The organism is Bifidobacterium platyrrhinorum (assembly GCF_010667645.1).
Taxonomy (GTDB): Bacteria; Actinomycetota; Actinomycetes; order Actinomycetales; family Bifidobacteriaceae; genus Bifidobacterium; species Bifidobacterium platyrrhinorum.
In genome coordinates this window covers 19008-43503 of the sequence record NZ_WHZV01000007.1, presented here as the reverse complement: position 1 = coordinate 43503, position 24496 = coordinate 19008, and the positions used below count along the sequence as shown (strand labels likewise).

20 protein-coding genes are annotated in these 24496 nt (G+C 68.0%); 12 read left to right on the top strand and 8 right to left on the bottom strand.

Features of this window, described 5'->3' with window-relative positions:
* Positions 1 to 58 precede the first annotated feature (58 nt).
* A complete protein-coding gene (locus tag GFD21_RS08075; RefSeq protein ID WP_163197483.1) occupies positions 59 to 1498 on the bottom strand; it encodes an LCP family protein in 1440 nt (479 codons plus the stop codon).
* 239 nt (positions 1499 to 1737) lie between these two features.
* On the opposite strand from GFD21_RS08075, the gene GFD21_RS08070 reads away from it, so the two are divergent.
* The 3 genes from GFD21_RS08070 to GFD21_RS08060 are packed head-to-tail and all read left to right on the top strand — an operon-like array spanning position 1738 to position 6655.
* A complete protein-coding gene (locus GFD21_RS08070; RefSeq protein ID WP_163197482.1) occupies positions 1738 to 2040 on the top strand; it encodes a WhiB family transcriptional regulator in 303 nt (100 codons plus the stop codon).
* A gap of 5 nt (positions 2041 to 2045) precedes the next feature.
* The gene (locus tag GFD21_RS08065) at positions 2046 to 5150 is read left to right on the top strand and encodes a glycosyltransferase family 2 protein (RefSeq protein ID WP_163197555.1); all 3105 of its coding nucleotides are present in this window, start codon (positions 2046 to 2048) and stop codon (positions 5148 to 5150) included.
* Positions 5147 to 6655 (top strand): DUF5719 family protein, encoded by a 1509-nt coding sequence (locus GFD21_RS08060; protein WP_163197481.1) that lies wholly within the window; start codon positions 5147 to 5149, stop codon positions 6653 to 6655. The genes GFD21_RS08065 and GFD21_RS08060 overlap by 4 nt, the downstream gene beginning before the upstream one ends.
* A 102-nt stretch (positions 6656 to 6757) precedes the next feature.
* On the opposite strand, the gene GFD21_RS08055 is transcribed toward GFD21_RS08060, so the two are convergent.
* Positions 6758 to 7186, bottom strand: a complete 429-nt coding sequence (locus GFD21_RS08055) for a metallopeptidase family protein (protein WP_163197480.1) — start codon at positions 7184 to 7186, stop codon at positions 6758 to 6760.
* Positions 7187 to 7282: 96 nt separating this feature from the next.
* Between GFD21_RS08055 and GFD21_RS08050 the strand changes: the two genes are divergently transcribed.
* On the top strand, positions 7283 to 8110 hold the full coding sequence (locus GFD21_RS08050; RefSeq protein ID WP_163197479.1) for an HAD-IIB family hydrolase: 828 nt from the start codon (positions 7283 to 7285) through the stop codon (positions 8108 to 8110).
* Between the two features lie 181 nt (positions 8111 to 8291).
* Positions 8292 to 8849: a ComF family protein gene (locus GFD21_RS08045; protein WP_225431740.1), complete on the top strand. Its 558-nt coding sequence runs from the start codon at positions 8292 to 8294 to the stop codon at positions 8847 to 8849.
* On the opposite strand, the gene GFD21_RS08040 is transcribed toward GFD21_RS08045, so the two are convergent.
* From GFD21_RS08040 to glgB, 3 genes are read right to left on the bottom strand one after another with little or no spacing between them, the layout of a single operon-like run.
* A complete protein-coding gene (locus tag GFD21_RS08040) occupies positions 8818 to 9885 on the bottom strand; it encodes a sensor histidine kinase (RefSeq protein ID WP_163197477.1) in 1068 nt (355 codons plus the stop codon). The genes GFD21_RS08045 and GFD21_RS08040 overlap by 32 nt on opposite strands.
* Before the next feature lie 10 nt (positions 9886 to 9895).
* On the bottom strand, positions 9896 to 10624 hold the full coding sequence (locus GFD21_RS08035) for a response regulator transcription factor (protein ID WP_163197476.1): 729 nt from the start codon (positions 10622 to 10624) through the stop codon (positions 9896 to 9898).
* Between the two features lie 51 nt (positions 10625 to 10675).
* Positions 10676 to 12931 carry a 1,4-alpha-glucan branching protein GlgB gene (gene glgB, locus GFD21_RS08030; protein WP_163197475.1) on the bottom strand — a complete coding sequence of 752 codons (2256 nt, stop codon included), beginning with the start codon at positions 12929 to 12931 and terminating at the stop codon, positions 10676 to 10678.
* A 141-nt stretch (positions 12932 to 13072) separates the two neighbouring features.
* On the opposite strand from glgB, the gene GFD21_RS08025 reads away from it, so the two are divergent.
* Positions 13073 to 13669: a CarD family transcriptional regulator gene (locus GFD21_RS08025; RefSeq protein WP_163197474.1), complete on the top strand. Its 597-nt coding sequence runs from the start codon at positions 13073 to 13075 to the stop codon at positions 13667 to 13669.
* A 109-nt stretch (positions 13670 to 13778) separates the two neighbouring features.
* The gene (ispF, locus tag GFD21_RS08020; RefSeq protein WP_163197473.1) at positions 13779 to 14261 is read left to right on the top strand and encodes a 2-C-methyl-D-erythritol 2,4-cyclodiphosphate synthase; all 483 of its coding nucleotides are present in this window, start codon (positions 13779 to 13781) and stop codon (positions 14259 to 14261) included.
* A 16-nt stretch (positions 14262 to 14277) separates the two neighbouring features.
* Here ispF and GFD21_RS08015 read toward each other — a convergent pair whose 3' ends face one another.
* The 3 genes from GFD21_RS08015 to GFD21_RS08005 form a co-directional block, all read right to left on the bottom strand.
* Complete coding sequence (locus GFD21_RS08015; RefSeq protein ID WP_163197472.1) at positions 14278 to 15114, bottom strand: metal ABC transporter permease; 837 nt, start codon at positions 15112 to 15114, stop codon at positions 14278 to 14280.
* A 3-nt stretch (positions 15115 to 15117) separates the two neighbouring features.
* Entirely contained in the window at positions 15118 to 16014 is an 897-nt protein-coding gene (locus GFD21_RS08010; protein WP_163197471.1) for an ATP-binding cassette domain-containing protein, read from the bottom strand.
* Between the two features lie 134 nt (positions 16015 to 16148).
* A complete protein-coding gene (locus GFD21_RS08005) occupies positions 16149 to 17351 on the bottom strand; it encodes a metal ABC transporter solute-binding protein, Zn/Mn family (protein WP_163197470.1) in 1203 nt (400 codons plus the stop codon).
* Positions 17352 to 17491: 140 nt separating this feature from the next.
* On the opposite strand from GFD21_RS08005, the gene GFD21_RS08000 reads away from it, so the two are divergent.
* The 5 genes from GFD21_RS08000 to GFD21_RS07980 all read left to right on the top strand — a co-directional run bounded on the left by GFD21_RS08000 (position 17492) and on the right by GFD21_RS07980 (position 24264).
* Positions 17492 to 18385, top strand: a complete 894-nt coding sequence (locus GFD21_RS08000; protein WP_163197469.1) for a bifunctional methylenetetrahydrofolate dehydrogenase/methenyltetrahydrofolate cyclohydrolase — start codon at positions 17492 to 17494, stop codon at positions 18383 to 18385.
* Positions 18386 to 18576: 191 nt separating this feature from the next.
* Positions 18577 to 20049 (top strand): 30S ribosomal protein S1, encoded by a 1473-nt coding sequence (rpsA, locus tag GFD21_RS07995; protein WP_163197468.1) that lies wholly within the window; start codon positions 18577 to 18579, stop codon positions 20047 to 20049.
* Positions 20050 to 20264: 215 nt separating this feature from the next.
* Positions 20265 to 20918, top strand: coding sequence for a dephospho-CoA kinase (gene coaE, locus GFD21_RS07990; RefSeq protein ID WP_163197554.1), 654 nt, complete (start codon positions 20265 to 20267; stop codon positions 20916 to 20918).
* Positions 20918 to 23029, top strand: a complete 2112-nt coding sequence (gene uvrB / locus GFD21_RS07985) for an excinuclease ABC subunit UvrB (RefSeq protein ID WP_163197467.1) — start codon at positions 20918 to 20920, stop codon at positions 23027 to 23029. The genes coaE and uvrB overlap by 1 nt, the downstream gene beginning before the upstream one ends.
* 215 nt (positions 23030 to 23244) lie before the next feature.
* Positions 23245 to 24264, top strand: coding sequence for a TerC family protein (locus GFD21_RS07980; protein WP_163197466.1), 1020 nt, complete (start codon positions 23245 to 23247; stop codon positions 24262 to 24264).
* Positions 24265 to 24496: the final 232 nt, after the last annotated feature.

The following is a 24496-nucleotide window of genomic DNA, read 5'->3' as shown; positions in this document are numbered from 1 at the left end:
CGCCGTTCGGGCGCCATGGCCGCCTGGGATCGGCCGGGCTCGGCCGTTCATCGTCCCACTACTTGGTGGGGCAGGCCACGTTGTTGAGGTAGGCCTCGGAGATGCCGACGACCTGTCCGGTGACCGCGTCCTTGATGATGCCGGTCTCCGTGTCGATGATGCCGCCGGTCGCGGTGTCGATGTACTGGCCGGAGGCGTCCTGCTCGACGCCGTCGGCCACCTTGGTGTTGCCGGACTGCGAGGCGTCCGCGGAGCCGTCGGCGGAGGTCCCGTCGGACTGGGACTGGTCGGCGGAGCCGTCGGACGACTGCCCGTCCGCGGAACCGGAGGACTGCGAGGAGGAATCGGACTGGGCGGAATCGGAGGAGGCGTCCGAGGAGGACTGCTCCACGAACGGCTCGCCGTTGCGCATCTTGGCCCACAGGTCGTCGGCGTCGTCGCCCCACACCACGCGGTTCGCGTCGGTCGGCGCCTGCACCACCGGCACGGTGCGCGTGTAGAAGTTGGAGACCTTGAGGTCCTTGAGGCTCATGGCCAGGCCCGCGAGCGTGGTGGTGTTGGCCAGTCCCTTGGAGATGTTGAGCGACTTGAGCGCCGCCTTGGCGAGCTGGTAGAGCTGGCCGGACTGGGTGAGCATGTCCTTCTGCAGCGCCTCGTTGAGCAGCTGCTTGACGAGGTACTGCTGGCGGGTGGTGCGTTGCACGTCGGAGCCGTCGCCGGCGCCGTGGCGCATGCGGGCGTACTGGGTGGCGGCGGTGCCGTCGAGGTGCTGCCATCCCTTGGACAGGTTCGTGTTCGTGTACGGGTCCTCGACGTCGGACGGGATGCACAGGTCCACGCCGTTGACCGCGTCGATCATGTTCTTCAGGCCGTTGAAGTCCACCACGATGAAGTTCTGGATGTTCAGGCCGGTGAGCGAGTTCACCGCGTTCATCGTGCAGCTGGCCGCCGAGGCGAGGTCGCCGCCCTGGTCGTATCCGGAGGCGAAGATCGTGTTGAACATCACGCCGTACTGGGCGCCCACCGTGCCGTTCGAGGTCTCGCAGCTCGGCACGTCGACCAGGGAGTCGCGCGGGATGGACACCAGGTTGATGTACTTGCGGTCGGCGGAGATCTGCATGACCATCGTCGTGTCCGCGTTGTGCGTGCCCTGCACGTCCGCGAAGTCGCCGCCGATGGCGGTGTTGTCGCCGTCGCGTGTGTCCTGGCCGAGGATGAGGAGCTCGATGGACTTGCCCGCGTTGGGGTCGACGACCTGGGTCGAGGCGGACTTGCCGTTCTGGGGGATCACCCCCACGGCCTGGTCGGCGATGGTGCCGTTGATGTCGAGCATCGTCGCGCCGGCCGCGGACCCCGCGAACACGAGCACGGCGGCCACGGCGCAGACGATCGTGTTGCGCACGCGGTGCTGGACGCGGTACGCCACGCTGTGCCGCGGGCTGCTGTCGTCCCAGCCGTTGATGTTCGGGATGTCGGCGCCGGATCGCTTCGAGCTCACGTGCAAACCTTCCTATGGGGGGCAAAACGTCTTGATTGTACGGCAGGCAGTCGAAAAGAACGCTGGGAGCGGGCCGTGGCCGCCGCCGTTTTCCACGAAATCCGCGCGAAAACGCCCTATACCACACCGCGGCCGCGAATGTCTGCATTGACACGAGGCCACTTGACAAAAGCGAAAGCGCATGTGTGTAATTTAGGACGAAGGAATGGGCTCGGATCAAGGCAAGGAGGTTGGTGCGCATGTGGGGCATTGCCGACGATTCCGCCGATGAGCCGCTTCAGGAGCTGCTGTGGGGGCTGTTCGCGTCCGAGGGGGACAGGTCGTGGCAGCACAAGGCGCTGTGCTCCCAGACCGATCCGGAGGCGTTCTTCCCCGAGAAGGGCGGGTCGACGCGCGACGCCAAGCGCGTGTGCGCGCAGTGCGAGGTGCGCGAGCAGTGCCTGCAGTGGGCCATCGACCATGACGAGCGTTTCGGCATCTGGGGCGGCATGAGCGAACGGGAACGCCGGCGATACAAGAAGATGCGCAAGGAGCAGGCTTGAGCGATTTGACCGATACCAGAGAACAGACTTCCACGGGCGGCGTGCGTCAGGTTTTGGCCGATGCATTGGCCGCCCGTCCGTATTCGCACAGCCAGTACGTCGAGCGCGCCGTGGCGGCCGTCGTCGCCGTGGGGGAGGACCTGCGCTTCCTGCCCGCCACGCTGGCGGCCGTGCTCAGGCAGAACGTGCTGCCCGGCGTCATCGTCATCGCCGACTGCACCGGGGGCACCGCACAGCCGGTGGAGACCTCGTTCGACGTGATCTGCGCGCCGTCGGAGCCGATGGAGCGGGTGCCCGAGACGGTGCCCGTCAGCGTCCAGCTCGTGCGCGCCCAGGGGGCGCGTTCCTTCGGCGGCGCCGTGTCGAAGGCCCTGTCCTACGCCCGGCTCGACCCCTCCACGCGCGCCCTGTGGCTGCTGCACGACGACTCCCGCCCGGCGGATGAATACTGTCTCGAGGAGCTGGCCGAGGCGTGGCGCAACACGCCCGGTGCGTCGCTGCTCGGCGCCAAGCAGCTCGACTGGGAGGGCACGCGCCTGCACGGCGTGGGCGCCTACGCCGCCGGGCACGCCGTCAACACGCTCGTGGTGGACGGCGAACCCGACCAGGAGCAGTACGACGCCCGCGCCGACGTGTTCACCGTCTCCCTGGCCGGCGCGCTCGTGCCGTTGGAGACGATGAAGGCGTTCGGCGTGTCCGATTGGTTCACCACCTACGTCCAGGGCGCGGACCTGTGCCGCAGGATCTGCCGTGGCGGCGGCCGCGTGGTGGTGGTGCCCGGCGCGGGCATCGCCCACCGCCGCGCCCGCTTCGAGGGCGTGCGCACCCGTGCCGGCAGACCCGTGGACGAGGACGGCGCCCTCGACCCCTCCATGGGCGTGCTCGCCGCATGGCAGCGCTATCGGTACACGGACATCGGCATGGCGCGCTGGCCCCTCGTGTGGCTGTGGTCGCTCGTCGCCGCCGTGGGGCTGGCGCTGGCCCGGCTCGTCGGCAAGCGCCCGTACGAGGCCTGGTGCGAGTTGTGTATGCCATGGCGCGCCCTGGTCTCGTTGCCCGGCGCCCTGCGCGCCCGGCGCACGGTCGCCCGGCAGACGAAGGTGAGCAAGTCGCGTCTGGCCATGCTCACCGCATCGCGCGAGCAGCTGGCGCAGTGGCGCGAACGCGTGCGCGCGCTCGATGACCAGCGCGGCACCGTCCTGCTCGGTCCGCTGGTGCGTTCCCATCTGCGTATGCGCGCCGTGAGGCGTTGGGGCCTCGCCGCCGCCATGGCCGTGGTCGCCTTCGCCGCCGTGCTCGGCCTCGATTGGTCGCTGTTCCGCACCGCGCTGTCCGGAGGGTCCCTCCATTCCGCCCAGTGGCTGCCCACCGACGCCACCCTGGCGCAGCTCGCCGCGGCGGCCACCACCCAGTGGACGTGGGGCGTCGGCGTCGGCGTGGCCGTGCCGCCGGCCCCGTGGCTGTGGGTGCTGCTGGCCGCCTCGCTCGTCACCGGGGGGCATGTGGCCGCCGCGACCACCCTCGTCTTCTTCGCCGCGGCGCCGATGAGCGCGCTGGCGTTCTGGGCGTTGGCCGGCATCTTCACCCGGTCCGACGCGGTCCGCGTCATCACCGGCCTGCTGTGGGTGTCGCTGTCGCTTGCGCTGGGCCTGTATTCCACCGCGAACCTGCCGATGCTCACCGTGATGGTGTTCCTGCCCGCCGCGTTCGCGTTCACGTTCCGTGCCGTGGGGCTGTACCACACCGAGGACCCCGTCCGCCCCCGGCCTTCCGTGCAGGCGTCCGCCGCGGCGTCCCTGTGCTACATGCCGGTCGTGGCGGCCGAACCCCAGCTGCTGCTGCCGCTCGTCGTGGTCTTCCTCGTCTTCCTGCTGTTCGTGCCGCGGCATCGCGCCATGCTGCTGCTCATGCCGCTGCCCGCCGCCCTGCTCGCCGCGCCCACGCTCGTGGCCGCCGTGCGCTACGCCTCCCGCGGCGAATGGCGCCAGCTGTTCGGCGATATGACGGTCCCCTCGTCGTCCGTCAGCGGGACCCCCGCGGCGCTCAACCTCACCGATGTGGTCGTCCGCGCCTTCGGGCTTGACGAGGCCGCCGGCTTCGCCCAGTTCCTTTCCGGAGGCTTCGGCATCGCCACGCTCGCGGTCCTCGTCGCGGTCACCGTGCTCGCCGTCGTCTCCCTTGTCCTGCCGTTCGCGCTGCGCGCCTCGCGCATGATGTGGGTCGCGATCGTCGCCGGCGGCGCGCTCAGCCTCGTCTCCGCCCGCGTCGCGGTCGCGTTCGACGTGCGCGGCGCCGTCGCCGGATCGGTGCTGCCCGGTCTGGCCCTCGCCATGATGGGCGCCCTGTCGTGCGTCTGCCTCATGGCCGGCGGCGCCGTGCGCCGCTTCGTGGCGTTGGGCAGGCCCGGCGATCGTCCGAAGTCCACCGCCCCCGACCGCCACTGGCTGGTCGTCGGCGGACGCGCGCTGCTGTGCGCGGCGCTGGCCATGGGCGTCGTCGCGTGGACCGGATTCTCCACCGCCCGCCACGTCACGGGCGCCGTGGCCGTGAGCGAGTCCGGATTGCCGATGGTCGCGATGGACGTGCTCGACAACCAGCCGGACCAGCGCATCCTCGCGCTCGACGCGGATTCGCGCACCGGCGTCTCCTATGCGGTCATGGACACCTCGCGCGGCGACCTCGTCGACTCCTCGCCCGCCTGGCGCGCCCGCCAGGTCGCGGGCCAGGGCGACGCCACGGACGCGCGCATCGGCGAACTCGCGTCGCGGCTGCTGTCCAATGACGACGACGAGGCGATCGCCGAACTCGTCAAGCTCGGATTCGGCGGCATCTACGTCGTGTCCGGCGGCGCCGGGGACGACCAGCTCGCCACCAACGTCACCGCCTCCGACGGCACCCAGTCGGTCGTCTCGTCCTCCGACGGCACCTATTACCGTCTCACCGCAGCCGAAGGCAAGGGGGTGGGCGTGGACACCTCGCACGCGCGTGCCATGCAAACCAGCCCCTGGCGCGTCGCATGGCTGGCCTCGTTGGGTGTGATGAGCCTGTTGTACGTGCTTGTGGCGGTGCCCCGCCGGCACCGGACCGAACGTCAGGAGGAAACGGCATGAAGCATGCGAACACCCCGATGAAGGCCCTGCGGATCATCCTCGCCGTCGTCACGAGCGCGCTGCTGCTCGCCGCGTTCGCGCTGATGGCCGTCGTCAAGATGCCGCAGATCATGGTCGACGCGGTCCCGGGCGGCGTCACCTCCTCCCATCGGATCGTCCAGCACCGTCTCGAGGCGTACTGCCCGGGTCGCATGCAGCTGTCCGATTCGACCGACTGGGGGGACAGCGACTACCGCGCCTCGTCCGGCGACATTGCCTCCTCCACCGCGCTCGCCGCGTTCGGTTCGGTATACGCCTCCACGTCCTCGCCGCTCGACCTCACCGGCGGCGGGTCGACCGTCTCCCTCAAGGCTCCGGACAAGCCGACCAGCCGCGACGCGATGGTCGTCAGGGATGACGGCGACTACTCCCGCCTGCTGTCCACCAACCTGCTCAAGGCCGGCGACGGGTCCGGTCACGCCGGCGTCATCGCCTCCCACGCCTCCGACGGCGACCTGCGCGGCATCTCCGCCGCGACCTGCGTGACGCCCTCGATGAAGCAGACCTTCCTGCTCGGCGCCACCACGACCGGCACCAGCCAGCAGCTCGTGCTCGCCAACCCCTCCTCCAAGGCGACCACCGTCTCCATCGAGATCACCGGCAGCAAATCCTCCGGCCCGATGAGCCTGGCCACGGCCGGCAGCGCCACCGTCGGCGCCGAATCGGAGACCGTGGTGGACCTGTCCGCGGCGGCGTCCGGCCAGGACGGCCTGTACGTCACCGTCACCAGCGGGGCCACGCCCGTCGGCGCCGTCGTGCGCACGACCTCCTCCAGCGGGCTGACGCCGAAGGGCTCCGATTTCGCCATGCCCGCCGGCGACACGGCCACGCTGAACGCGATCCCCTCGGTCAGCCAGGGCGATCACGTCCGCCTGTATCTGTACGGCGAGCACGCCACCGACGCCACCCTGTCCTGGGTCACCGACGACGGGCTCTCCTCCATCCGCAAAGAGCAGGTCAAGGGGGAGCGTGTGGGCGTGTTCGACCTCGGCACGGCCCCCAGGAACGCGCATGGCATCCTCGTGACCAGCGATGAGGCCGTCGTCGCGGCCGCCAAGGCCACCCGGTCCGGATCCGGCGGCCAGGAGGACTTCGCCCTGCTCGCGGCCGCGGCCCCCGCGGCGTCAAGCGGCATGGCCCTGCCCGACGGCGTGGATTCCACGCTGGTGCTGGTCAACACCGGCAACGACGACGTCACCGTGTCGCTCACCATGATGGGCGACGACGGCAAGGCGGGGGACGCCGAAAGCGTCGACATCAAGGCGAATTCCGCCGTCACCGTCGACGGCAAGGGCACGGCCGCCATGCTCGACGACGAAACGAAGACCGTGGCGTGGGGCGTGCGCCTTTCGGGAGGCGGACTCGACCAGTCCAAGACCGCCGGCCTGTCCGCGGTGACGCCGACCGCGCTCGCGGTGCGCGAGGAGACCGTCCGGTCCACGCCGGACGCCTCCATCGTCGGCTGATGATCGTCCGACGGCCGTCAGAAGGTCGGACGACGGCATGAACGGCGGAGGCGGATCCCGCGGCCGTATGGCCATGGGATCCGCCTCCGCCGTTCTATGTGGTCACCATTCGAAATCCGGATCGATCTCCTCGGGCCTGCGCCCGTACAACTCGCCCAGACGGATGACGAGTTCGTCGCGGATGGCCCATTGCAGTTCGTCCTTGCCGCGCGTGTGCGACTGCAGCGGCATCCGGTACAGCACGATGCGCGCCGGCATGCCGTGGTCGGCGGGGAAGACGCGCGAATTCACGCTCGGCTCCGTCTCCCACGGCGCGGGATCGGAGGGCGGCACGTCCTCCACCGCGAACTGCACCGGGCGGACCAGTTCGGGCCAGGCCTCGGACAGCCGTCGGATATGCGCGGCGACCAGATCGTCGAACATCCCCGAACGGGTGCGGTAGCGGGGCAGACGGGTGCCGAACATCGGCGTCCTGACGCCGCGGCCATGACGGTTGCGGTAGACGCGTTCATTCCAAGGGGTTTCCAACATGGCCCCCACTGTAGGACAAGGCTGCGGCAACGGCGGCGGGGCGTGCGACGATAGGATAGGATACGTAACGATGGGCGACCGGACCGGCAGGAGGCGATGATGATCACACCGTGGAGCGAATGGGACCTCGACGCCCTCTGCGCCCGCCTGCTGCTGATCGGATTCGACCTGGACAACACGCTCGCCAACTCCAAGCGCCCGATGTCCGCCGCGATGGCCCACCGGTTCAGCGAACTCACCCGGCGCATCGACGTCGCCGTCATCACCGGAGGCCGCTACGAGCTCGTCGTCAGCCAGATCCTCGACGTGCTCGAGCCCACGGCGGACCTCGCGCGCCTGCATCTCATGCCGACCAGCGGCACCTGCTACCGTCGATGGAAGGACGGCCGCTGGGAGCGGGTCTTCAGCCATGATCTGAACGCGGACCAGCGCGCCCGCGCCCGCGCCAGCCTCGAACGCCGCGCGCGGGAACAGGGATTGTGGGTCGAACGGGTGTGGGGCGAGCGCATCGAGGACCGCGGTTCGCAGATCACGTTCTCCGTGCTTGGCCAGCAGGCGCCGCTCGAGGCGAAGCGGTCGTTCGATCCGGACGGCACGCTCAAGGAACGCCTCGCGGCCGCCGTCGCCGTCGATCTGCCCGACCTCAAGGTGCACGCCGGGGGCTACACCAGCATCGATGTGGCGGGTCAGGGGATCGACAAGGCGTTCGCGGTGCGCGAGCTCGCGTCGATCACCGGCGTCCCGGTGGAACGGATGGCCTTCGTCGGAGACCGCATGGAGCCCGGCGGCAACGACTATCCCGCCGCGCAGGCCGGTGTGAGGGGCGTCTCCGTCACCTGCCCGGCTGACACGCTCGTCCTCATCGACGGTCTTCTGGAACGGCTGCCGGCACCTGAACGAAGCGTCCGAGCCGGAGACAGATAGCGTCCGCGGCGGAATACGGGGGTGGGTCACGATGACGGGCGGCGGATCGTGGGCCTCGATGGCGGCGGGGCTGGTGTTGCCCCGTGGATGCGCGGGCTGCGATGCCCCCGATGAGGTGCTGTGCCCATCATGCCGTGCGCTGTTCGACCGTACCGTCGCCGTGCCGATGCCGGAGTGTCCTATGGGCGCCGCATACGCCTGCGCCGTGTACGAAGGCGCCGTCAGACGTGCGGTGCTCGGGTGGAAGGACCATGGCGACGAGGAGTGCGACCGTGCGTTCGCCACGGCGCTGTGCACGCTGGCGGAACGGGTGGATGTCCTGAGAAGACTCGGGGCGTCCGGGAAGGACGGTGTGCTGGTCGTGCCGGCCCCCTCATCCGCGCGTTCCACCAGACGGCGCGGCCGCAGGCATCTCATGCCGTCGGCGCGGGCGTTGGCGGCATGGTGCGGCAGAAGCGGCATCGACGCCCGGGTCCGCCGCGTCCTGGCGAATGCCGTGGACGGCGGCAAGGCGGTGGAGACCGTCGGCGCGCGCGGTCGTGCGGCGCGTCTCGGAGGCCGTATCCGCGTGCGCGGTTCGGCCGGTCTGGCCGGTTCGCGCGTCATATTGGTGGATGACATCATCACCACCGGGGCGACGATGCGCTCGTGCGTCGCGGCGCTGGACGCCGCCGGGGCGGCGAGGGTCGTCTGCCTGGCCCTGGCCGCTACTCCGCGGTATGGTGTTTCGGCAATGTGATTTCGAAATCGGCGCCGCGCATATCGTCGACGACGCGGACCGTGCCGCCGTGCAGCTGGGCCGCCCAACGTGCGATCGACAGGCCCAATCCGGTGCCTCCCGATTCGGTGCCGGGCCCCGTCTTGCCCTTGACGAACCGGCGGAAGATGTCGGAACGCGATTCGGGGGCGATCTGGGAGCCGAAGTTCACCACGTTCGTCACCACGGTGCCGTGGGTCTCGTCCTCATGGACCTCGATGAGCACCGTCGTGCCGTCAGGGGAGTGCTTCAGCGCGTTGGCGATGATGTTCGTGAACAGCTGGCGCAAGCGGTCCTGGTCGCCTTCCAGCATGATGCCCCCGGCGACCTGCACGTGGATGTCGTGGGCGTGGCCGCCGTCGGCGATCTCGAGCGGTTCGATGGTGTCGTCCAGGAACTCCGCGAAGTCGAAACGCTCGATCTCCAGACTGGCCGCGCCGGCCTCCATGCGGCTGAGGTCCAGCAGGAACGCGATGAGGTCGGTCAGCCGCCGCGTCTGGTCGAGGATGCCCTCGAGGTTCGCCGGCGTCGGTTCGGTCACGCCGTCGGCCATGTTCTCCACCTGCGCCTGCAGCGCGGAGACGGGCGTGCGCAGCTCATGGCTCACGTTGGCGATCATGTCGAGGCGCATCTGGTCGGCGTGCTGGAGTTCCGCCGCCATCTCGTTGAACGAGCGGGCCAGTTGGCCCACCTCGTCATGGCTGGATTCGTCCATCGGCACGCGCACCGTGTAGTCGCCGCCGGCCATCGCCTCGGCGGCGTCGCGCAATTGGCGCAACCGGGCCGTCAGCCCGCGCGAGAACGTGTACGTGATGCCCAGCGCCACCACCAGGGTGAACGGCATGGCCACCCAGCCGCTCCATCCGAACTTCAGCAGGAACCAGCACATGGTGAACGCGATGGCCGTCGCGAAGACGAGCAGGGCGCACAGTTCGAGCTTGAGCGAGGAGAACAGACCGAGCGGGCGCACGCGTTCGCCGCGTGCACCCGCTCGTCGGGAGGATGCGGGGGATCGCATGTCGTTCCCGTCAGCGTCCCTGCGCCGGGGGCTCGAACGCGTAGCCCACGCCGTGCACCGTGCGGATCATGTCGGGGCCGAGCTTGTGGCGCAACGCCTTGACATGGCTGTCGACGGTGCGCGTGCCGGAGGCGTCGACCCAGTCCCACACCTCCTCGAGGAGCTTCTCACGGGTGAGCACGGACTTCGGCTTGCGCGCCAGCGTGGCGAGCAGGTCGAACTCGGTGGGGGTCAGGTGCACGTAGTCGCCGTCGACGCTCACCGTGCGCTGCGCGGGGTCGATGACCAGCGATCCGAAGTCGAGGATCTTCTCGTTCTCGGCGTTCTTGGCGATGACCTTCGCGCGTTCCACGCGGCGCAGCAGGGCCTTGCATCGGGCGATGAGCTCGCGCATCGAGAACGGCTTGGTCATGTAGTCGTCGGCGCCCGCGCCCAGACCGGTGACCTTGTCCGCCTCGTCGTCGCGTGCGGTGAGGATCAGCACCGGCACCGGGCGGGCGGCCACGATGCGTTTCGTCGCCTCGAGGCCGTCCATCACGGGCAGCATGATGTCCATGATCACCAGATCGGGCTTGAGCTGGGCGGCCGCCTGCACGGCGCTGGCGCCGTCGCCGGCCACGCGCGCGGTCCACCCCTCGGCGGTGATGCGTTGCGCGATGGCCGTGGCCAGCGTCGGTTCGTCCTCCACGACCAGCACCGTGCGCGGTGCCGTCTGCTGACGTGCCGTGGTATTGAGCATATTCGTGTTGCCGCCTTTCGACCGGTAGACAGTAGGGGGAATGCCCCCGCTTCACTCTTCCGGCTTCAAGAATACAGCGCCGAGCGCGGGGACGGTGATTTTCGCCGAAGCCGGACGCGAATGGTATTCGCCGGCGTCCGCCTCGAACGTGCCGTTCGAGATGCCCGAGCCGCCGTACTTCTTCGCGTCGGTGGTGAACACCTCGGTCCACTTGCCCTCGGAGGGCAGCGCCACCTGGTAGTCGGACCACGCCTCGCCGGAGAAGTTGACGACCACGACGACAGTCTCGCCGTCCTTGCCGATGCGCATGAAGCTCAGCGTGTTGTGGTCGGCGTCGTCGCTGGTGAGCCACTGGAAGCCGTCGGGCGTGAAGTCCTGGCTCCAGATGGCCGGGGTCTCCTTGTACAGCCTGTTGAGGTCGGCGACCATGGACTGCACCTCGCGATGGTCCTCCCAGTCGAGGCAGGCCCAGTCGATGGAGTTGTCGTGGTCCCATTCGCCCCACTGCGCGAGCTCGTTGCCCATGAACGTGAGCTTCTTGCCCGGGTGCGCCCACTGGTAGGCGAACAGGGCGCGCACGCCGGCGTACTTCTGCCAGCCGTCGCCCGGCATCTTGCCGTACAGGGAGCCCTTGCCGTACACGACCTCGTCGTGGCTCAGCGGCAGCACGTAGTGCTCCGAGTAGGCGTACACCATCGAGAAGGTGATCTCGTTGTGGTGCCACTTGCGGTTGATGGGCTCCTCGTGCAGGTACTCGAGCGTGTCGTGCATCCAGCCCATGTTCCACTTGAGGCCGAACCCGACGCCGCCGGCGTCGGTCGGGGCGGTGATGCCCGGGTAGGCGGTGGACTCCTCGGCGATCATCAGGATGCCGGGGTTGTTCTTGTACGCGGTGGCGTTCGCCTCCTTGAGGAAGTCGATGGCCTCCAGGTTCTCGCGGCCGCCGTAGATGTTCGGGTGCCACTGGCCGGGCTCACGGCTGTAGTCGAGGTAGAGCATGGAGCTGACGGCGTCCACGCGCAGGCCGTCGATGTGGTATTCGCCGAGCCAGAAGCAGGCGTTGGCGACGAGGAAGTTGCGCACCTCGTGGCGGCCGAAGTTGAAGATGTAGGTGCCCCAGTCCGGGTGCTCGCCGCGCGTCGGGTCCGGATCCTCGTACAGCGGCGTGCCGTCGAAGCGGCCCAGGGCGAACGCGTCCTTCGGGAAGTGCGCGGGCACCCAGTCCATGATCACGCCGATGCCGGCCTCGTGCAGCCTGTCGACGAGGTACTTGAAGTCGTCCGGCCCTCCCAGGCGCGAGTCGACCGCGTAGTAGCCGGTCACCTGGTAGCCCCACGATCCGGTGAACGGGTATTCGGCCAAGGGCATGAACTCCACGTGGGTGAAGCCCATCTTCTGGATGTAGGGCACGAGCTTGTCGGCCAGCTCGCGGTAGTTGCTCACGTCCTTGCGCCAGCTCAGCGCGTTCATCTCGTAGATGGCGACCGGCCTGTCCATCGGGTCGGTCTTCGCGCGGCGGTCCATCCATTCGCCGTCGCCCCACTCGTGGGTCGACTCGACGACGATGGAGCCGGTGGCCGGCGGGACCTCGTGCGAACGCTCCATCGGGTCGGCCTTCTGCACCCACTCGTAGTTCGCGTTGAGGATCTCGTACTTGTACACCTCGCCGGCGCCGACGCCCGGGATGAAGATCTCCCACACGCCGGAGGAGCCGAGCTCGCGCATCGCGTGGCGGCGGCCGTCCCAGCCGTTGAAGTTGCCGATCACGCGCACGGCGTGGGCGTTCGGCGCCCAGACCGCGAAGGACACGCCGGACACCTGCTCGCCGGGCGTGCCGTCGGCGCCGCCCATCGGGTCGTCGTAGCGGCGCACGTGCGCGCCCAGCGCCTCCCAGAGACGCTCGTGGCGGCCTTCGCCGAACAGGTAGGTGTCCATCTCGCCCAGCGTGGGCAGGTAGCGGTACGGATCGTCCTCGACGAGCTCCGTGCCGCCCTCGTAGGAGGTCCTGACGCGGTAGTCGGGCACGCTGAAGCCGTGCTCGGTCGGGGTGGAGGGCACCACGGCGATGAATACGCCGTTGTATTCATGGGTGGCGGGGAACTCGCCGTCCTGGGTGATGATGGTGACGGTCTTGGCCAGCGGGCGCAGCACGCGCACGGTGGTTCGGTCGGCGTGCGGGTACACCGCGAGGTGCGCGCCGAGGATGGCGTGGGGGTTGTGGTACTCCGCGTTGCTGACTCGATCGAGGTCGCCCTGGTTCACGGGCACGGCAACGGTATCGTCATTGATGTTCGTGTTAGTAGCCATGCCCATTAGTGTACGGCCACAAACGTTGTCATCGGGGCATATGGCGCGTCGTGGCGCGTCCCGGCGCGACCTGCCGGCAAGTCCACGGGACATGGCATACTTTTTCAGGTTTTTTGTGTGTCTGCATTCAGCGGAGGTTTCATGGGCTACAAGGTCGGCGATATGGTCGTCTATCCGCGCCACGGCGCGGCGAGGGTCGAGGCGGTCACCGAGCGGACCGTGAGGGGGAAGACCCGCGAGTACCTGCAGCTGTCGGTGCTGTCCTCCGACGGCCTGGTGATCAACGTGCCGGTCGAGAACGCGAAGAAGGTCGGCGTGCGCGACATCGTCGACGCGAACGAGGTGGCGAAGGTCTTCGAGATCCTGCGCACCCCGATCGTCGAGAAGGAGATGAACTGGTCCCGGCGTTACAAGCTCAACGTCGAGAAGATCGCGACCGGCGACGTCAACAAGATCGCCGAGGTCGTGCGCGACCTGGCGCAGCGCGACGTCGACGAGCACGGCCTGTCCGCGGGCGAGAAGCGCATGCTCACCAAGGCCCGCTCCATCCTCACCTCCGAGATCGCCCTGTCCGAGAAGATCGACGAGGACGAGGCGCAGCGCCTGCTCGACGTGAACCTCGGCTACAGCGAGCCGCAGCCCGGCGACGACGAGCACCACACGCAGGCCCCCGAGGAGGCGGCCTCCGACACGATGGCCCGCCTCGACGCAGCGAAGAAGAAGACCCGCAGGAAGTGACGCGGCCGTAGGGCCGCGCTGCGGACGTACAGGCCCCGTGCGGGGCCTGTTTTCGTATCCGGCCGCCCCGGGGCGTGCGGAAGGGACAGGAAACGAAGGAGCGACGCGAATGCGCATAGGGCAGGGTTTCGACGCACACCGGTTCGCCGATCCGGATTCGGGCACGCCGTTGTGGCTCGCCGGTCTGGAATGGCCCGGCGCCGGCCCCGGCATCGAGGGGGATTCCGACGGCGACGTCGCCGCCCACGCGCTCATCGACGCGCTGCTCGCCGCCGCGGGGCTGGGCGACATCGGCTCGTTGTTCGGCGTGGGGGCCGACGCGCATGGCGCCGGCATGCATGGCGCGGCGATGCTGCGCGAGACCGTCGACGTGCTGCGCGGGGCGGGGTTCGTCCCGGTCTCGGCGTCGGTCGCCGTCATCGGCAACCGGCCGAAGATCGGCCCGCGGCGGTCCGAGGCGTCCCATGCGCTGGGCGAGGCCGTCGGATGCCCGGTGTCCGTGACCGCCACCACCACGGACCGCATGGGGTTCACCGGTCGTGGCGAGGGCGTCGCCGCGGTCGCTTCGGCGCTGGTGGAACGCGTCCGTTAGCGCCTGACGACGGGCGCTAACGGCGACGGAGGGACTCGACGGCCTTCGCCGCCGCCCAGAACAGCGTCGAGATCGTCACGATGACGAAGCTCGGCGGGGCGGGGAACATCGCGGCCAGCACGAGGCCGCCCCATATCGACGCCAGGCAGATCAGGCCCGCGACGACCATGGCCTTCAGCGGCGAGGCGGCGAGGATGTTCGCCGCCGCGGCCGGCGTGATGACCAACGCGAAGATGAGCAGCGTGCCCACGGCGGGCACCGCGATCGTGATCACGCCCGCCATGATCGCCATGAACGCGACGTTCATCCAGCCGATCGGCACGCCCTTGGCCTGCGCCACCTGCTCGTCGAGCGAGCTGAACAGCAGCGGGCGGTAGATCACGGCCAGCACGGCCAGCAGCACCACGTCGAACACCGCGAAGCCGACGATCTGCGCGCTTGTGATCGTCAGGATCGAACCGAACAGGATGGATTGCATCTGCTGGGAGGCGGAACTGGACAGGCGCGCGAAGAACAGGCCCAGGCCGGTGGCGAAGGCGAGCACCGTGCCGGTGGCGATCTCGCGTTCGGAGACGCGCTTGCCGAGCGCGCCGATCACGAGCGCGCCGCCCAGGGCGAACACGCCGAGCCCCAGCGAGACCGGCAGGCCGAGCAGCACGGCGCCGGTGGCGCCCGGCAGGCCGATGTGCGCGAGGGCGTGCGCGGCGAACGTCGACTGGCGCGCGATGGTGAAGTATCCCATCACTCCCGCCGCGAACGCGATGCACAGCCCGGCGAGGAACGCGTTCGCCATGAACGGGGCGGACAGCGTGTCCAGCCAGTTCGGGTCGAAGCTGAAATCGATGTGGCTCATCCGTTACCTCCTCGGATTCGTGTCGTTCCCGCCGTGCGCGTGCATGACCGGGGTGTGCGCGTGATGGTGCAGTTCCGCGACCTCCGCGGCGGTGTGCATGTCCAGCGGCTGGCCGTCCGGCTCGTCCGGGGTCGGGGTGACGAACATGTCGCCCTGCGGCGTGGTCACCACCTGCACGTTCGTGCCGTACAGATGGGTGAGCAGATCGGAGTCGAGCACCTTGCGCATGTCCGCGTAGTGCGGATGGCCGTCGAGCAGGTACACCGCGCCGGTGAGGATGGGCAGCAGCATGTTGAGGTCGTGCGCCACCACCTGGATGGTCATGCCCAGCTCCCGGTTCAGCCGCGCGAGCAGATGGGCGACGGCGCGTTGGGACGCCAGGTCGAGGTTGGCGAGCGGCTCGTCGAGCATGAGCAGCTTCGGGTCGGAGACGATGGCCTGGGCGATGGCGACGCGCTGGCGCAGGCCGCCAGACAGTTCGGACAGCCGGTAGGGGGCCTTGTCCTCGATGCCGACGAACGCCATGGCCCGGCGGGCCCTGGCGCGTTGGGCGCGCGTGACCGGATGGATGCCGAAGCGCGTTCCGGTCAGGCCGAGCAGCACCGACTGCTCGGCGGTGAGGTTCGAATCGATGTCCGAGGTGTAGCTCTGCGGCACGTAGCCGATGTCCGCGTTCGCCGACCCCGCCGGCCGGCCGAGCACGCTCACCGATCCGGAGGCGAGCGGCAGCAGGCCCAGTTCGGCCTTCATCATCGTGGTCTTGCCGGTGCCGTTCGTGCCGACGATCGCGGTGACGGAACCGGCGGGTATGGCGAAGTCGCCATGCTGCCAGATGATCCTGTCCCCGCGTCTGATCGCCGCGTCGCGGAATACGATCGCGTCCTGAATCCGTTCGGCCATGCCCGAGCCTCCCCGAAGTGCGTGTCTGGGATGCGTCCATGCGGCGCACCGAAGGGATTATCGCAAATGATGTTGACAACCGTTCTCAATTGCGGAACGGGCCCGGACCCGGACGGCGTGTCCGGGCGCTCCCGTTACTTTCCGGGGTCGGGCTGGGCGGCGCCGGTCCCGTCGTCGCTGGCCTCGCCGGTGTTCACGCCGTCGGAGGAAGCCGAGCCGGAGCTGCCGGAGCCGCCGTCGGAATCGCTGTCGGATCCGTCGCCGGAGGCATCGCACGTCGTCTTGCCGGTTCCGCCCTCCTCGCCGTCGCCGTCCGAGGCGCCGTCCGTGCCCGTGCCGTCGGAGCCCGTGCCGTCGGCCGTGCATCCGTCCGCCGTGCCGTCCTTGCCGTAGTCGGGGTCGACGGCGGTGAAGATCCCGTCGGCCAACGCGCCGATCCAGTCGACGAGCGTGTCGTACTTCTTCGGCATCTGCTCGCTCACGTCCACGACGGGCACGTCGGACCTGCCGGCGGCGCCCGTGAGCATGTTCGTCGCGTCGGAGGCCTCCTGCGTGTTGTTGACGAGCACGTCGAGGCGCTTCCTCTCGATGAGCGTCCGGAAGGTCTGCAGGTCGGCCGGGGCCACCTCGCCGCCGTTCGACACCGCCTGCGTGTAGCCCTTCGGCGTGACGTCCTCGAAGGACATGTCGCTCATGAGGTAGTAGACCACGGTCTCGGTCGCGCCATAGGTGAGGTCCTTGTGCGTGTCGGCGAAGTCCTTCATGCGCGCGTCGAGCCCCTTCTCGCGCGACTGCCATGCCTTGAGCCTCGCGGCGAACGCCTTGCGCTTCTTCGGCCGCGCCTTGGAGAACGCGTCCGCGAGCTCCTTGGCCATGCCGGCGCGGGCGTCCTTCGAGAACCACAGATGCGGGTTGTCGCCGTCCATCGCGCCCACGATCTGGGCGGCCGAGACCAGCGTCGAATCCGGCCCGCGCGACTTCGTGGCCCAGGTGTCGTACCCGGCGCCGTTCGCCACCACGATCTCCGCCTTGGAGAGCCCGGCCAGGTCCGAGGTCTTCGGCTCGAAATCGTGCGCGTCCACGCCGGTGGAGGAGAGCACCGACGTCACCTTCACGTCCTTGCCGCCGATCTCCGCGGCCAGCGAGCCCCACTGGTTGACCGACGCGACCACGTCGATGACGCCGGTGCGCGCCTCCTGCGCCGGCGTCCCGGACGATCGTCCGTCGCCGACGTCGCCGGAGCCGCACGCCGCGCACGCGGCGACGAGCGCGGCCGCCGCCGCCAGCGCCGCCGCCTTCGCCAGCGAACGGATGCGATGATGCGTATGCGAACCCATGTGAACCCTCCGACCCTTGACGATGCATCGGTCCCCGCCGTGCGCCCGCCTCCGGCATCCCCGGGCGAAACCGACATGTTACCTAATCGTAGTAGCGTTCGGGCGCATCGACGACACGTTCGGCATACAGAAGGAGTGACATGTCCACGAAACTCGATGGCAAGGCGACGGCCGCACGGATCAAGCACGAGCTGGGGGAGCGCGTCGCGCGTCTCAAGGAGCGGGGCGTGGAGCCCGGCCTGGGCACGCTGCTGGTCGGCTCCGACCCCGGATCGGTCAAGTACGTGGCCGGCAAGCACGCCGACTGCGCCGAGGTCGGCATCCGCTCCATCAAGCACGAACTGCCCGCCGACGCGTCCTTCGACGACATCGCCGCCGTGGTGCGCGAGATGAACGAGGATCCCGCCTGCACCGGGTACATCGTCCAGCTGCCGCTGCCCAAGGGCATCGACCAGAACGCGATCATCGACCTCATCGACCCGGCCAAGGACGCCGACGGCATGCACCCGTACAACCTCGGCGAACTCGTGCTGCATGTGCGCGGCGATCTGACCACGCCGCTGCCGTGCACGCCCCGCGGCTGCATCGAACTGCTCGACGCCTACGGCATCGACCTCGACGGCAAGGAGGTGTGCGTGCTCGGCCGCGGCATCACCATCGGGCGCACCATCGGCCTCATGCTCACCCGACGCTCGGTCAACGCGACCGTCACGCTGTGCCATACGGGCACGCGCGACGTCGCCGACCACATGCGCCGCGCCGACGTGATCGTCGCCGCCATGGGCTCCGCCGGATTCGTCAAGCCGGACATGATCAAGGACGGCGCCGTGCTGCTCGACGTCGGCGTTTCCCGCGTCTTCGACGAGGAGGCCGGCCGTTGGCGGGTCAAGGGCGACATCGACAAGGCGTGCCACGAGAAGTCCTCCGCCTATTCGCCGAACCCGGGCGGCGTCGGTCCCATGACCCGTGCCATGCTGCTGGCCAACGTGGTGGAGATGGCGGAGCGCCGGGCGAACGCCGGGGACGAGGCCTGACGCTCCGACGGCCCGCCGGGCGACGACGCCGACGAGGGGGTTCCGGGGCGTCGCGCCCGGGTCTCCCTCGCGACACGCCCGGGATTTTGGGCATGGCTGACTGTATGGTGGGAATTCGCGTGTCCATAGGGCGCATTCATAACTGAATAACGAGTAATTATCCATCCATCTATTGAGAAACCATTACCTACATGGCAGAGAACAATACTGAGGTCACCAAGGTCGCCATCAACGACATCGGCACCGAAGAGGACTTCATCAAGGCAGTCGATTCCACCATCAAGAACTTCGATGATGGTGATCTGGTCGAGGGTACCGTCGTCAAGATCGATCACGACGAGGTCCTCCTGGATATCGGCTACAAGACCGAGGGTGTGATCCCCTCCCGCGAGCTTTCCATCAAGAAGGACGTCGATCCGGACGAGGTCGTCGAGGTCGGCGATACCGTCGAGGCCCTTGTCGTCACCAAGGAGGACAAGGAAGGCCGTCTGATCCTGTCCAAGAAGCGCGCCCAGTACGAGCGCGCCTGGGGCGACATCGAGAAGATCAAGGAAGCCGACGGCGTCGTCGAGGGCACCGTCATCGAAGCCGTCAAGGGCGGCCTCATCGTGGACATCGGCCTGCGCGGCTTCCTGCCGGCCTCCCTGGTCGAGATGCGTCGCGTGCGCGACCTGTCCCCGTACATCGGCCAGAAGATCCAGGCCAAGATCCTCGAGCTCGACAAGAACCGCAACAACGTGGTCCTGTCCCGTCGCCAGTACCTCGAGGAGACCCAGTCCGAGGTCCGCGAGACCTTCCTCTCGCAGCTCAAGAAGGGCCAGATCCGCGAGGGCGTCGTGTCCTCCATCGTCAACTTCGGCGCCTTCGTCGATCTCGGCGGTGTGGACGGCCTCATCCACGTCTCCGAGCTGTCCTGGAAGCACATCGACCACCCGTCCGAGGTCGTCAAGGTCGGCGACAAGGTCACCGTCGAGGTGCTGGACGTCGATCTGGACCGCGAGCGCATCTCCCTGTCGCTCAAGGCCACCCAGGAGGATCCGTGGCAGCGCTTCGCCCGCACCCACGTCCCCGGCCAGATCGTCAAGGGCAAGGTCACCAAGATCGTGCAGTTCGGCGTGTTCATCTCCGTCGAGGACGGCATCGAGGGCCTGGTGCACATCTCCGAGCTCGCCAACCGTCACGTCGAGAACCCGGAGACCGTCGTCAAGCCGGGCGAGATCGTGTTCGTCAAGGTGATCGACGTCGATCTCGATCGTCGCCGCATCTCCCTGTCCCTCAAGCAGGCCAACGATTCGGTCGACCCGAACTCCGAGGACTTCGATCCGGCCATCTACGGCATGCCGGCCGAGTACGACGAGCAGGGCAACTACAAGTACCCCGAAGGCTTCGACCCGAACACCAACGAGTGGATCGCCGGCTACGAGAAGCAGCGCGAGGAGTGGGAGTCCCAGTACGCGGCCGCCCACCAGCTGTGGGAGGAGCACAAGGAGTTCGTGGCCAAGGAGCTCGAGCACGCGGACGAGTCCGCCGCCGCCGACGGCCAGGGCCCCAAGGAGGAGAAGGTCGAGGAGACCTCCAACTACTCCTCCGAGTCCACCTCCACCGGCACCCTCGCCGACTCCGACCAGCTCGCCGCCCTGCGCGACCAGCTGCTCGGCAAGTGAGTTCCGGCTCCAAGCCTGAATCCACGGCGTAATGCCTGAACGAAACCCGGTCCGTCATGGGCCGGGTTTCGTCGTATATACGTATACATGCGAATATGCCGGCCGATTCCCATGGTGCGGCGACACGTTTTCCGCATGACAGCGGAATCAAGCCGTTTCCACGTGCCGCATCATGGGGCTTCGCCGCACCATGGGAGCGAGATGGGGAGGGGAACATGATCCGTATCGGGTTGACCGGGGGCATCGCCGCGGGCAAGAGCACGGTGGCGGCGCGGATGCGTGGGGACGGCGCGCTGCACATCGACTATGACGCGATCGCGCATGAGATCACGGGACGCGGGGGAGCGGCGTTGGCGCCGATCGCGCGCGAGTTCGGCGACGCCGCCATCGCGGCGGACGGCACGTTGGATCGCGTCTGGGTCGCCGACCATGTGTTCGGGCGTGGCGCCGAGCCCGGCGCGCGGGAGCGTCTCGACGCGATCGAGCATCCGCTGATCTACGCCGAGGCGCGACGGCGGGAGGACCGGGCCGTGGAGGCGGTCCGGAACGCCGCGCGGGAGCCGGGCGGGCGGGGAATCGTCGTCGTGCACGACGTGCCGCTGCTCGCCGAAGTGATCGGCGACATCCCCTTCCGTTTCGACCATATCGTCACGGTCGAGGCGCCGGAGGACGTACGCGTCGCGCGTATGATCGCCACGCGCGGCATGACGCGCGAACAGGCCGAGGCGCGCATCCGCCATCAGTCGACGCGCGCCGAACGCGAGGCGATCGCCGATGCCGTCATCGACTCCACGCAGCCGCTCGAACGGATGTTCGACGAGGTTGATAGGCTGTATGCCGAATGGAGCGCCGTGCGGAAGGAGCAGTGATGGGATTCAACATCGAGCGTGAGGACCGTCCGTTCGTCGTCAAATCGCCGTACAAGCCGAGCGGCGACCAGCCGCAGGCCATCGAGGAGCTCGCCACGCGCATCGAGAACGGCGAGAACGACGTGGTGCTCATGGGCGCCACCGGCACCGGCAAGACCGCGACCACCGCGTGGCTCATCGAACGGCTCCAACGCCCGACGCTCATCATCGAGCCGAACAAGACGCTCGCCGCGCAGCTGTGCGCCGAATTCCGCGAACTCATGCCGGACAACGCGGTGAGCTATTTCGTGAGCTATTACGACTACTACCAGCCCGAGGCGTACATCCCGCAGACCGACACCTACATCGAGAAGGACTCCAACATCAACGACGATGTGGAGCGTCTGCGCCATCAGGCCACCGCCAACCTGCTCACCCGCCGCGACTGCGTGGTCGTCGCCACCGTGTCATGCATCTACGGACTGGGCACGCCGGAGGAGTACGCGGGGCGCATGCTTCTGCTCAAGGAGGGCATGCGGATCGACCGCGACCAGCTGCTGAGGCGGTTCGTCGCCATGCAGTACAAACGCAACGACATCGCGTTCACGCGCGGTACGTTCCGTGTGCGCGGCGACACGGTGGAGATCATCCCCGTGTACGAGGAGCTCGCCGTGCGCATCGAGTTCTTCGGCGACGAGATCGACCGGATCTCGACCCTCCACCCGCTCACCGGCGACGTCATCGACCATGAGAGCCAGGTGCACATCTTCCCCGCATCGCATTACGTGGCCGGCCCGGAGCGCATGGAACGCGCGCTGAGGACCATCCGCGAGGAGCTCGACGCGCGCGTCGCGGAACTGAAGAAGCAGGGCAAGGACCTGGAGGCGCAGCGCCTCACCATGCGCACCACCTACGATCTGGAGATGCTTACCCAGGTGGGCGTGTGCTCCGGCGTCGAGAACTATTCGCGGCATTTCGACGGCCGCGCGCCCGGCACGCCGCCGCATACGCTGCTCGACTTCTTCCCCGACGACTTCCTGCTCGTCATCGACGAGTCGCACGTGACGGTCCCGCAGATCGGCGCCATGTACGAAGGCGATGCGTCGCGCAAGCGCACGCTCGTCGAACACGGCTTCCGCCTGCCCTCGGCGATGGACAACCGTCCGCTCAAATGGCCGGAGTTCCTTGAGCGCGTCGGCCAGACCGTGTACCTGTCCGCCACCCCCGGCGACTACGAGCTGGGGCTGTCGGACGGCGTGGTCGAGCAGATCATCCGCCCGACCGGCCTGCTCGACCCGAAGGTCGAGGTGCGTCCCGTGGAGGGGCAGGTCGACGACCTGCTCGCCGAGATCAAGGACCGTGTGGCGAAGGGGGAGCGCGCCCTGGTCACCACGCTCACCAAGAAGATGGCCGAGGATCTGACCGATTATCTGCTCGAGCGGGGCATCAAGGTCGAGTACCTGCATTCCGACGTGGACACGCTGCGCCGTGTCGAACTGCTGCGCATGCTGCGCGAGGGCAAGATCGACGTGATCGTCGGCATCAACCTGCTGCGCGAGGGCCTCGATCTGCCCGAGGTGTCGCTCGTCGCGATCCTCGACGCCGACAAGGAGGGCTTCCTGCGCTCCTACCGTTCGCTCATCCAGACCATCGGCCGTGCGGCGCGCAACGTGTCCGGCACGGTCATCATGTACGCGGACGAGGTCACCGAGGCGATGCGCAAGGCCATCGACGAGACCGAACGCCGCCGCGAGAGGCAGATCGCGTACAACAAGGAGCACGGCATCGACCCCAAGCCGCTCATCAAGAAGATCAGCGACGTCAACGACATGCTCGCCAAGGAGGACGTGGACACGGCCACCCTGCTCGAAGGCGGCTACCGCAACGCCGGCAAGGCCGGCAACACGCATCTGGGCGTGCCCTCGTTCAACGCCGAGGAGGCGGACCGGCGCCACGAGGAGATCCTCAAGGCCGGTCTGCCCGCGCAGGATCTCGCCGACCTGATCCGTCAGCTGAGCGAGCAGATGCACACCGCCGCCGAACAGCTCCAGTTCGAACTCGCCGCCCGTCTGCGCGACGAGATCCGCGACCTCAAAAAGGAACTGCGGCAGATGACGGAGGCGAACAAGTGAGCCTCCGTGGCTGAGCCGTCAATCAAACGCCGGAGGCGTTTGCAGGCGAAGGCGAACGACAGTGAGCCGATGATGGGCCGACCGAAGGTCGTCCTTGATTGCGGGACGTGAGCAGCGGTAGCGTCGCGAGCGTCGCACGTAACGCGGAGGCGAACAAGTGAGTCGGGATCGGCCCGTCGTCCTTCCGTCACGCTGATGCGTTAGGGTAGGGAATCATGGCCGAAACCCCTCTTGCATTCGAAATCGCCACGTTCGTGGTGCTTGCCCTGTTCTTCATCGTCGACCTGTTCGTCATCGGACGCAGGCCGCACGTGCCCTCCACGAAGGAATGCGTCCAGCACATCGCGTTCTTCGTGGTCATGGCGCTGATCTTCGGCGGCTGCATCTGGTATTTCGCCGGTTCGAAGCCCGCCATCGAGTTCTATTCGGGATGGCTCACCGAGTATTCGCTGTCCATCGACAACCTGTTCGTGTTCGTCATCATCATGTCGAACTTCGCCGTGCCCAAGCAGATCCAGAAGTACGTGCTGTCCGTCGGCATCACGATCGCGCTGATCTTCCGCGGCGTGTTCATCCTCATCGGAGCGGCGCTCATCAGCCGCTTCACATGGGTGTTCTTCATCTTCGGCGCGTTCCTCATCTACACCGCCGTCAAGCTGGTCCTCGGCGGCGACGATGACGAGGAGTATCAGGAGAACGGTCTCATCCGCGCGTTGCGCAAGGTGATCCGCATCACCGACGAGTACGACGGCGAGAAGCTCAGGACCACCCGCAACGGCGTGCGCTACTGGACCCCGATGCTCATCGTGTTCCTCACCATCGGCACCACCGACGTGATGTTCGCGTTCGATTCGATTCCCGCCATCTTCGGCCTGACCAAGGATCCGTTCCTGGTGTTCACGTCGAACGTGTTCGCGTTGCTGGGTCTGCAGCAGCTCTACTTCCTGCTCGGCGCCCTGCTCGACAAGCTCGTCTACCTGCCGCTGGGCCTGTCCGTCGTGCTCGGCTTCATCGGCGTGAAGCTGGTCATGGAGGCGCTGCACGGCAACACGCTGCCGTTCATCAACGGCGGCGAGGGCGTCCACTGGGTGCCCGAGGTGCCCACATGGCTGTCGCTGGCCGTGATCGTCGTCGCGATCGGCGGCGCGGCGCTCGCGTCGGTCGCCAAGATGAAGGCGATGGACGCGGGCAAGGGCTCGAAGCCCGCCGTGGAGTCCGGCGCGGACGGCGAGTGACGTCGGCGTGACGGCCGGTCGGGGCCGACGGCCGGCGAATGGCCCGTCGGTCCGGTGAATTCTATGAGAACGCTCACGGAATTCCCTGAAAAGGGAATCTCCGTGGGCGTTCTTTGTATTGCCGCAATTGGGTTGTGAGCGCTAACAACACACCGGGGGAAAAACTGGAAGGAACAGGCGAAAGCTAGTACACTGTTCCGTGGAAAACGTGAGGCCATCCGGCCCGCGTCCC

Coding starts and splice junctions, on each gene's coding strand:
- GFD21_RS08070 (WP_163197482.1), top strand. CDS start 1,738: ATGTGGGGCATTGCCGACGATTCCGCCGATGAGCCGCTTCAGGAGCTG.
- GFD21_RS08060 (WP_163197481.1), top strand. CDS start 5,147: ATGAAGCATGCGAACACCCCGATGAAGGCCCTGCGGATCATCCTCGCC.
- GFD21_RS08055 (WP_163197480.1), bottom strand. CDS start 7,186: ATGTTGGAAACCCCTTGGAATGAACGCGTCTACCGCAACCGTCATGGC.
- GFD21_RS08050 (WP_163197479.1), top strand. CDS start 7,283: ATGATGATCACACCGTGGAGCGAATGGGACCTCGACGCCCTCTGCGCC.
- GFD21_RS08045 (WP_225431740.1), top strand. CDS start 8,292: ATGGGCGCCGCATACGCCTGCGCCGTGTACGAAGGCGCCGTCAGACGT.
- GFD21_RS08040 (WP_163197477.1), bottom strand. CDS start 9,885: ATGCGATCCCCCGCATCCTCCCGACGAGCGGGTGCACGCGGCGAACGC.
- GFD21_RS08035 (WP_163197476.1), bottom strand. CDS start 10,624: ATGCTCAATACCACGGCACGTCAGCAGACGGCACCGCGCACGGTGCTG.
- glgB (WP_163197475.1), bottom strand. CDS start 12,931: ATGGCTACTAACACGAACATCAATGACGATACCGTTGCCGTGCCCGTG.
- GFD21_RS08025 (WP_163197474.1), top strand. CDS start 13,073: ATGGGCTACAAGGTCGGCGATATGGTCGTCTATCCGCGCCACGGCGCG.
- ispF (WP_163197473.1), top strand. CDS start 13,779: ATGCGCATAGGGCAGGGTTTCGACGCACACCGGTTCGCCGATCCGGAT.
- GFD21_RS08015 (WP_163197472.1), bottom strand. CDS start 15,114: ATGAGCCACATCGATTTCAGCTTCGACCCGAACTGGCTGGACACGCTG.
- GFD21_RS08010 (WP_163197471.1), bottom strand. CDS start 16,014: ATGGCCGAACGGATTCAGGACGCGATCGTATTCCGCGACGCGGCGATC.
- GFD21_RS08005 (WP_163197470.1), bottom strand. CDS start 17,351: ATGGGTTCGCATACGCATCATCGCATCCGTTCGCTGGCGAAGGCGGCG.
- GFD21_RS08000 (WP_163197469.1), top strand. CDS start 17,492: ATGTCCACGAAACTCGATGGCAAGGCGACGGCCGCACGGATCAAGCAC.
- rpsA (WP_163197468.1), top strand. CDS start 18,577: ATGGCAGAGAACAATACTGAGGTCACCAAGGTCGCCATCAACGACATC.
- coaE (WP_163197554.1), top strand. CDS start 20,265: ATGATCCGTATCGGGTTGACCGGGGGCATCGCCGCGGGCAAGAGCACG.
- uvrB (WP_163197467.1), top strand. CDS start 20,918: ATGGGATTCAACATCGAGCGTGAGGACCGTCCGTTCGTCGTCAAATCG.
- GFD21_RS07980 (WP_163197466.1), top strand. CDS start 23,245: ATGGCCGAAACCCCTCTTGCATTCGAAATCGCCACGTTCGTGGTGCTT.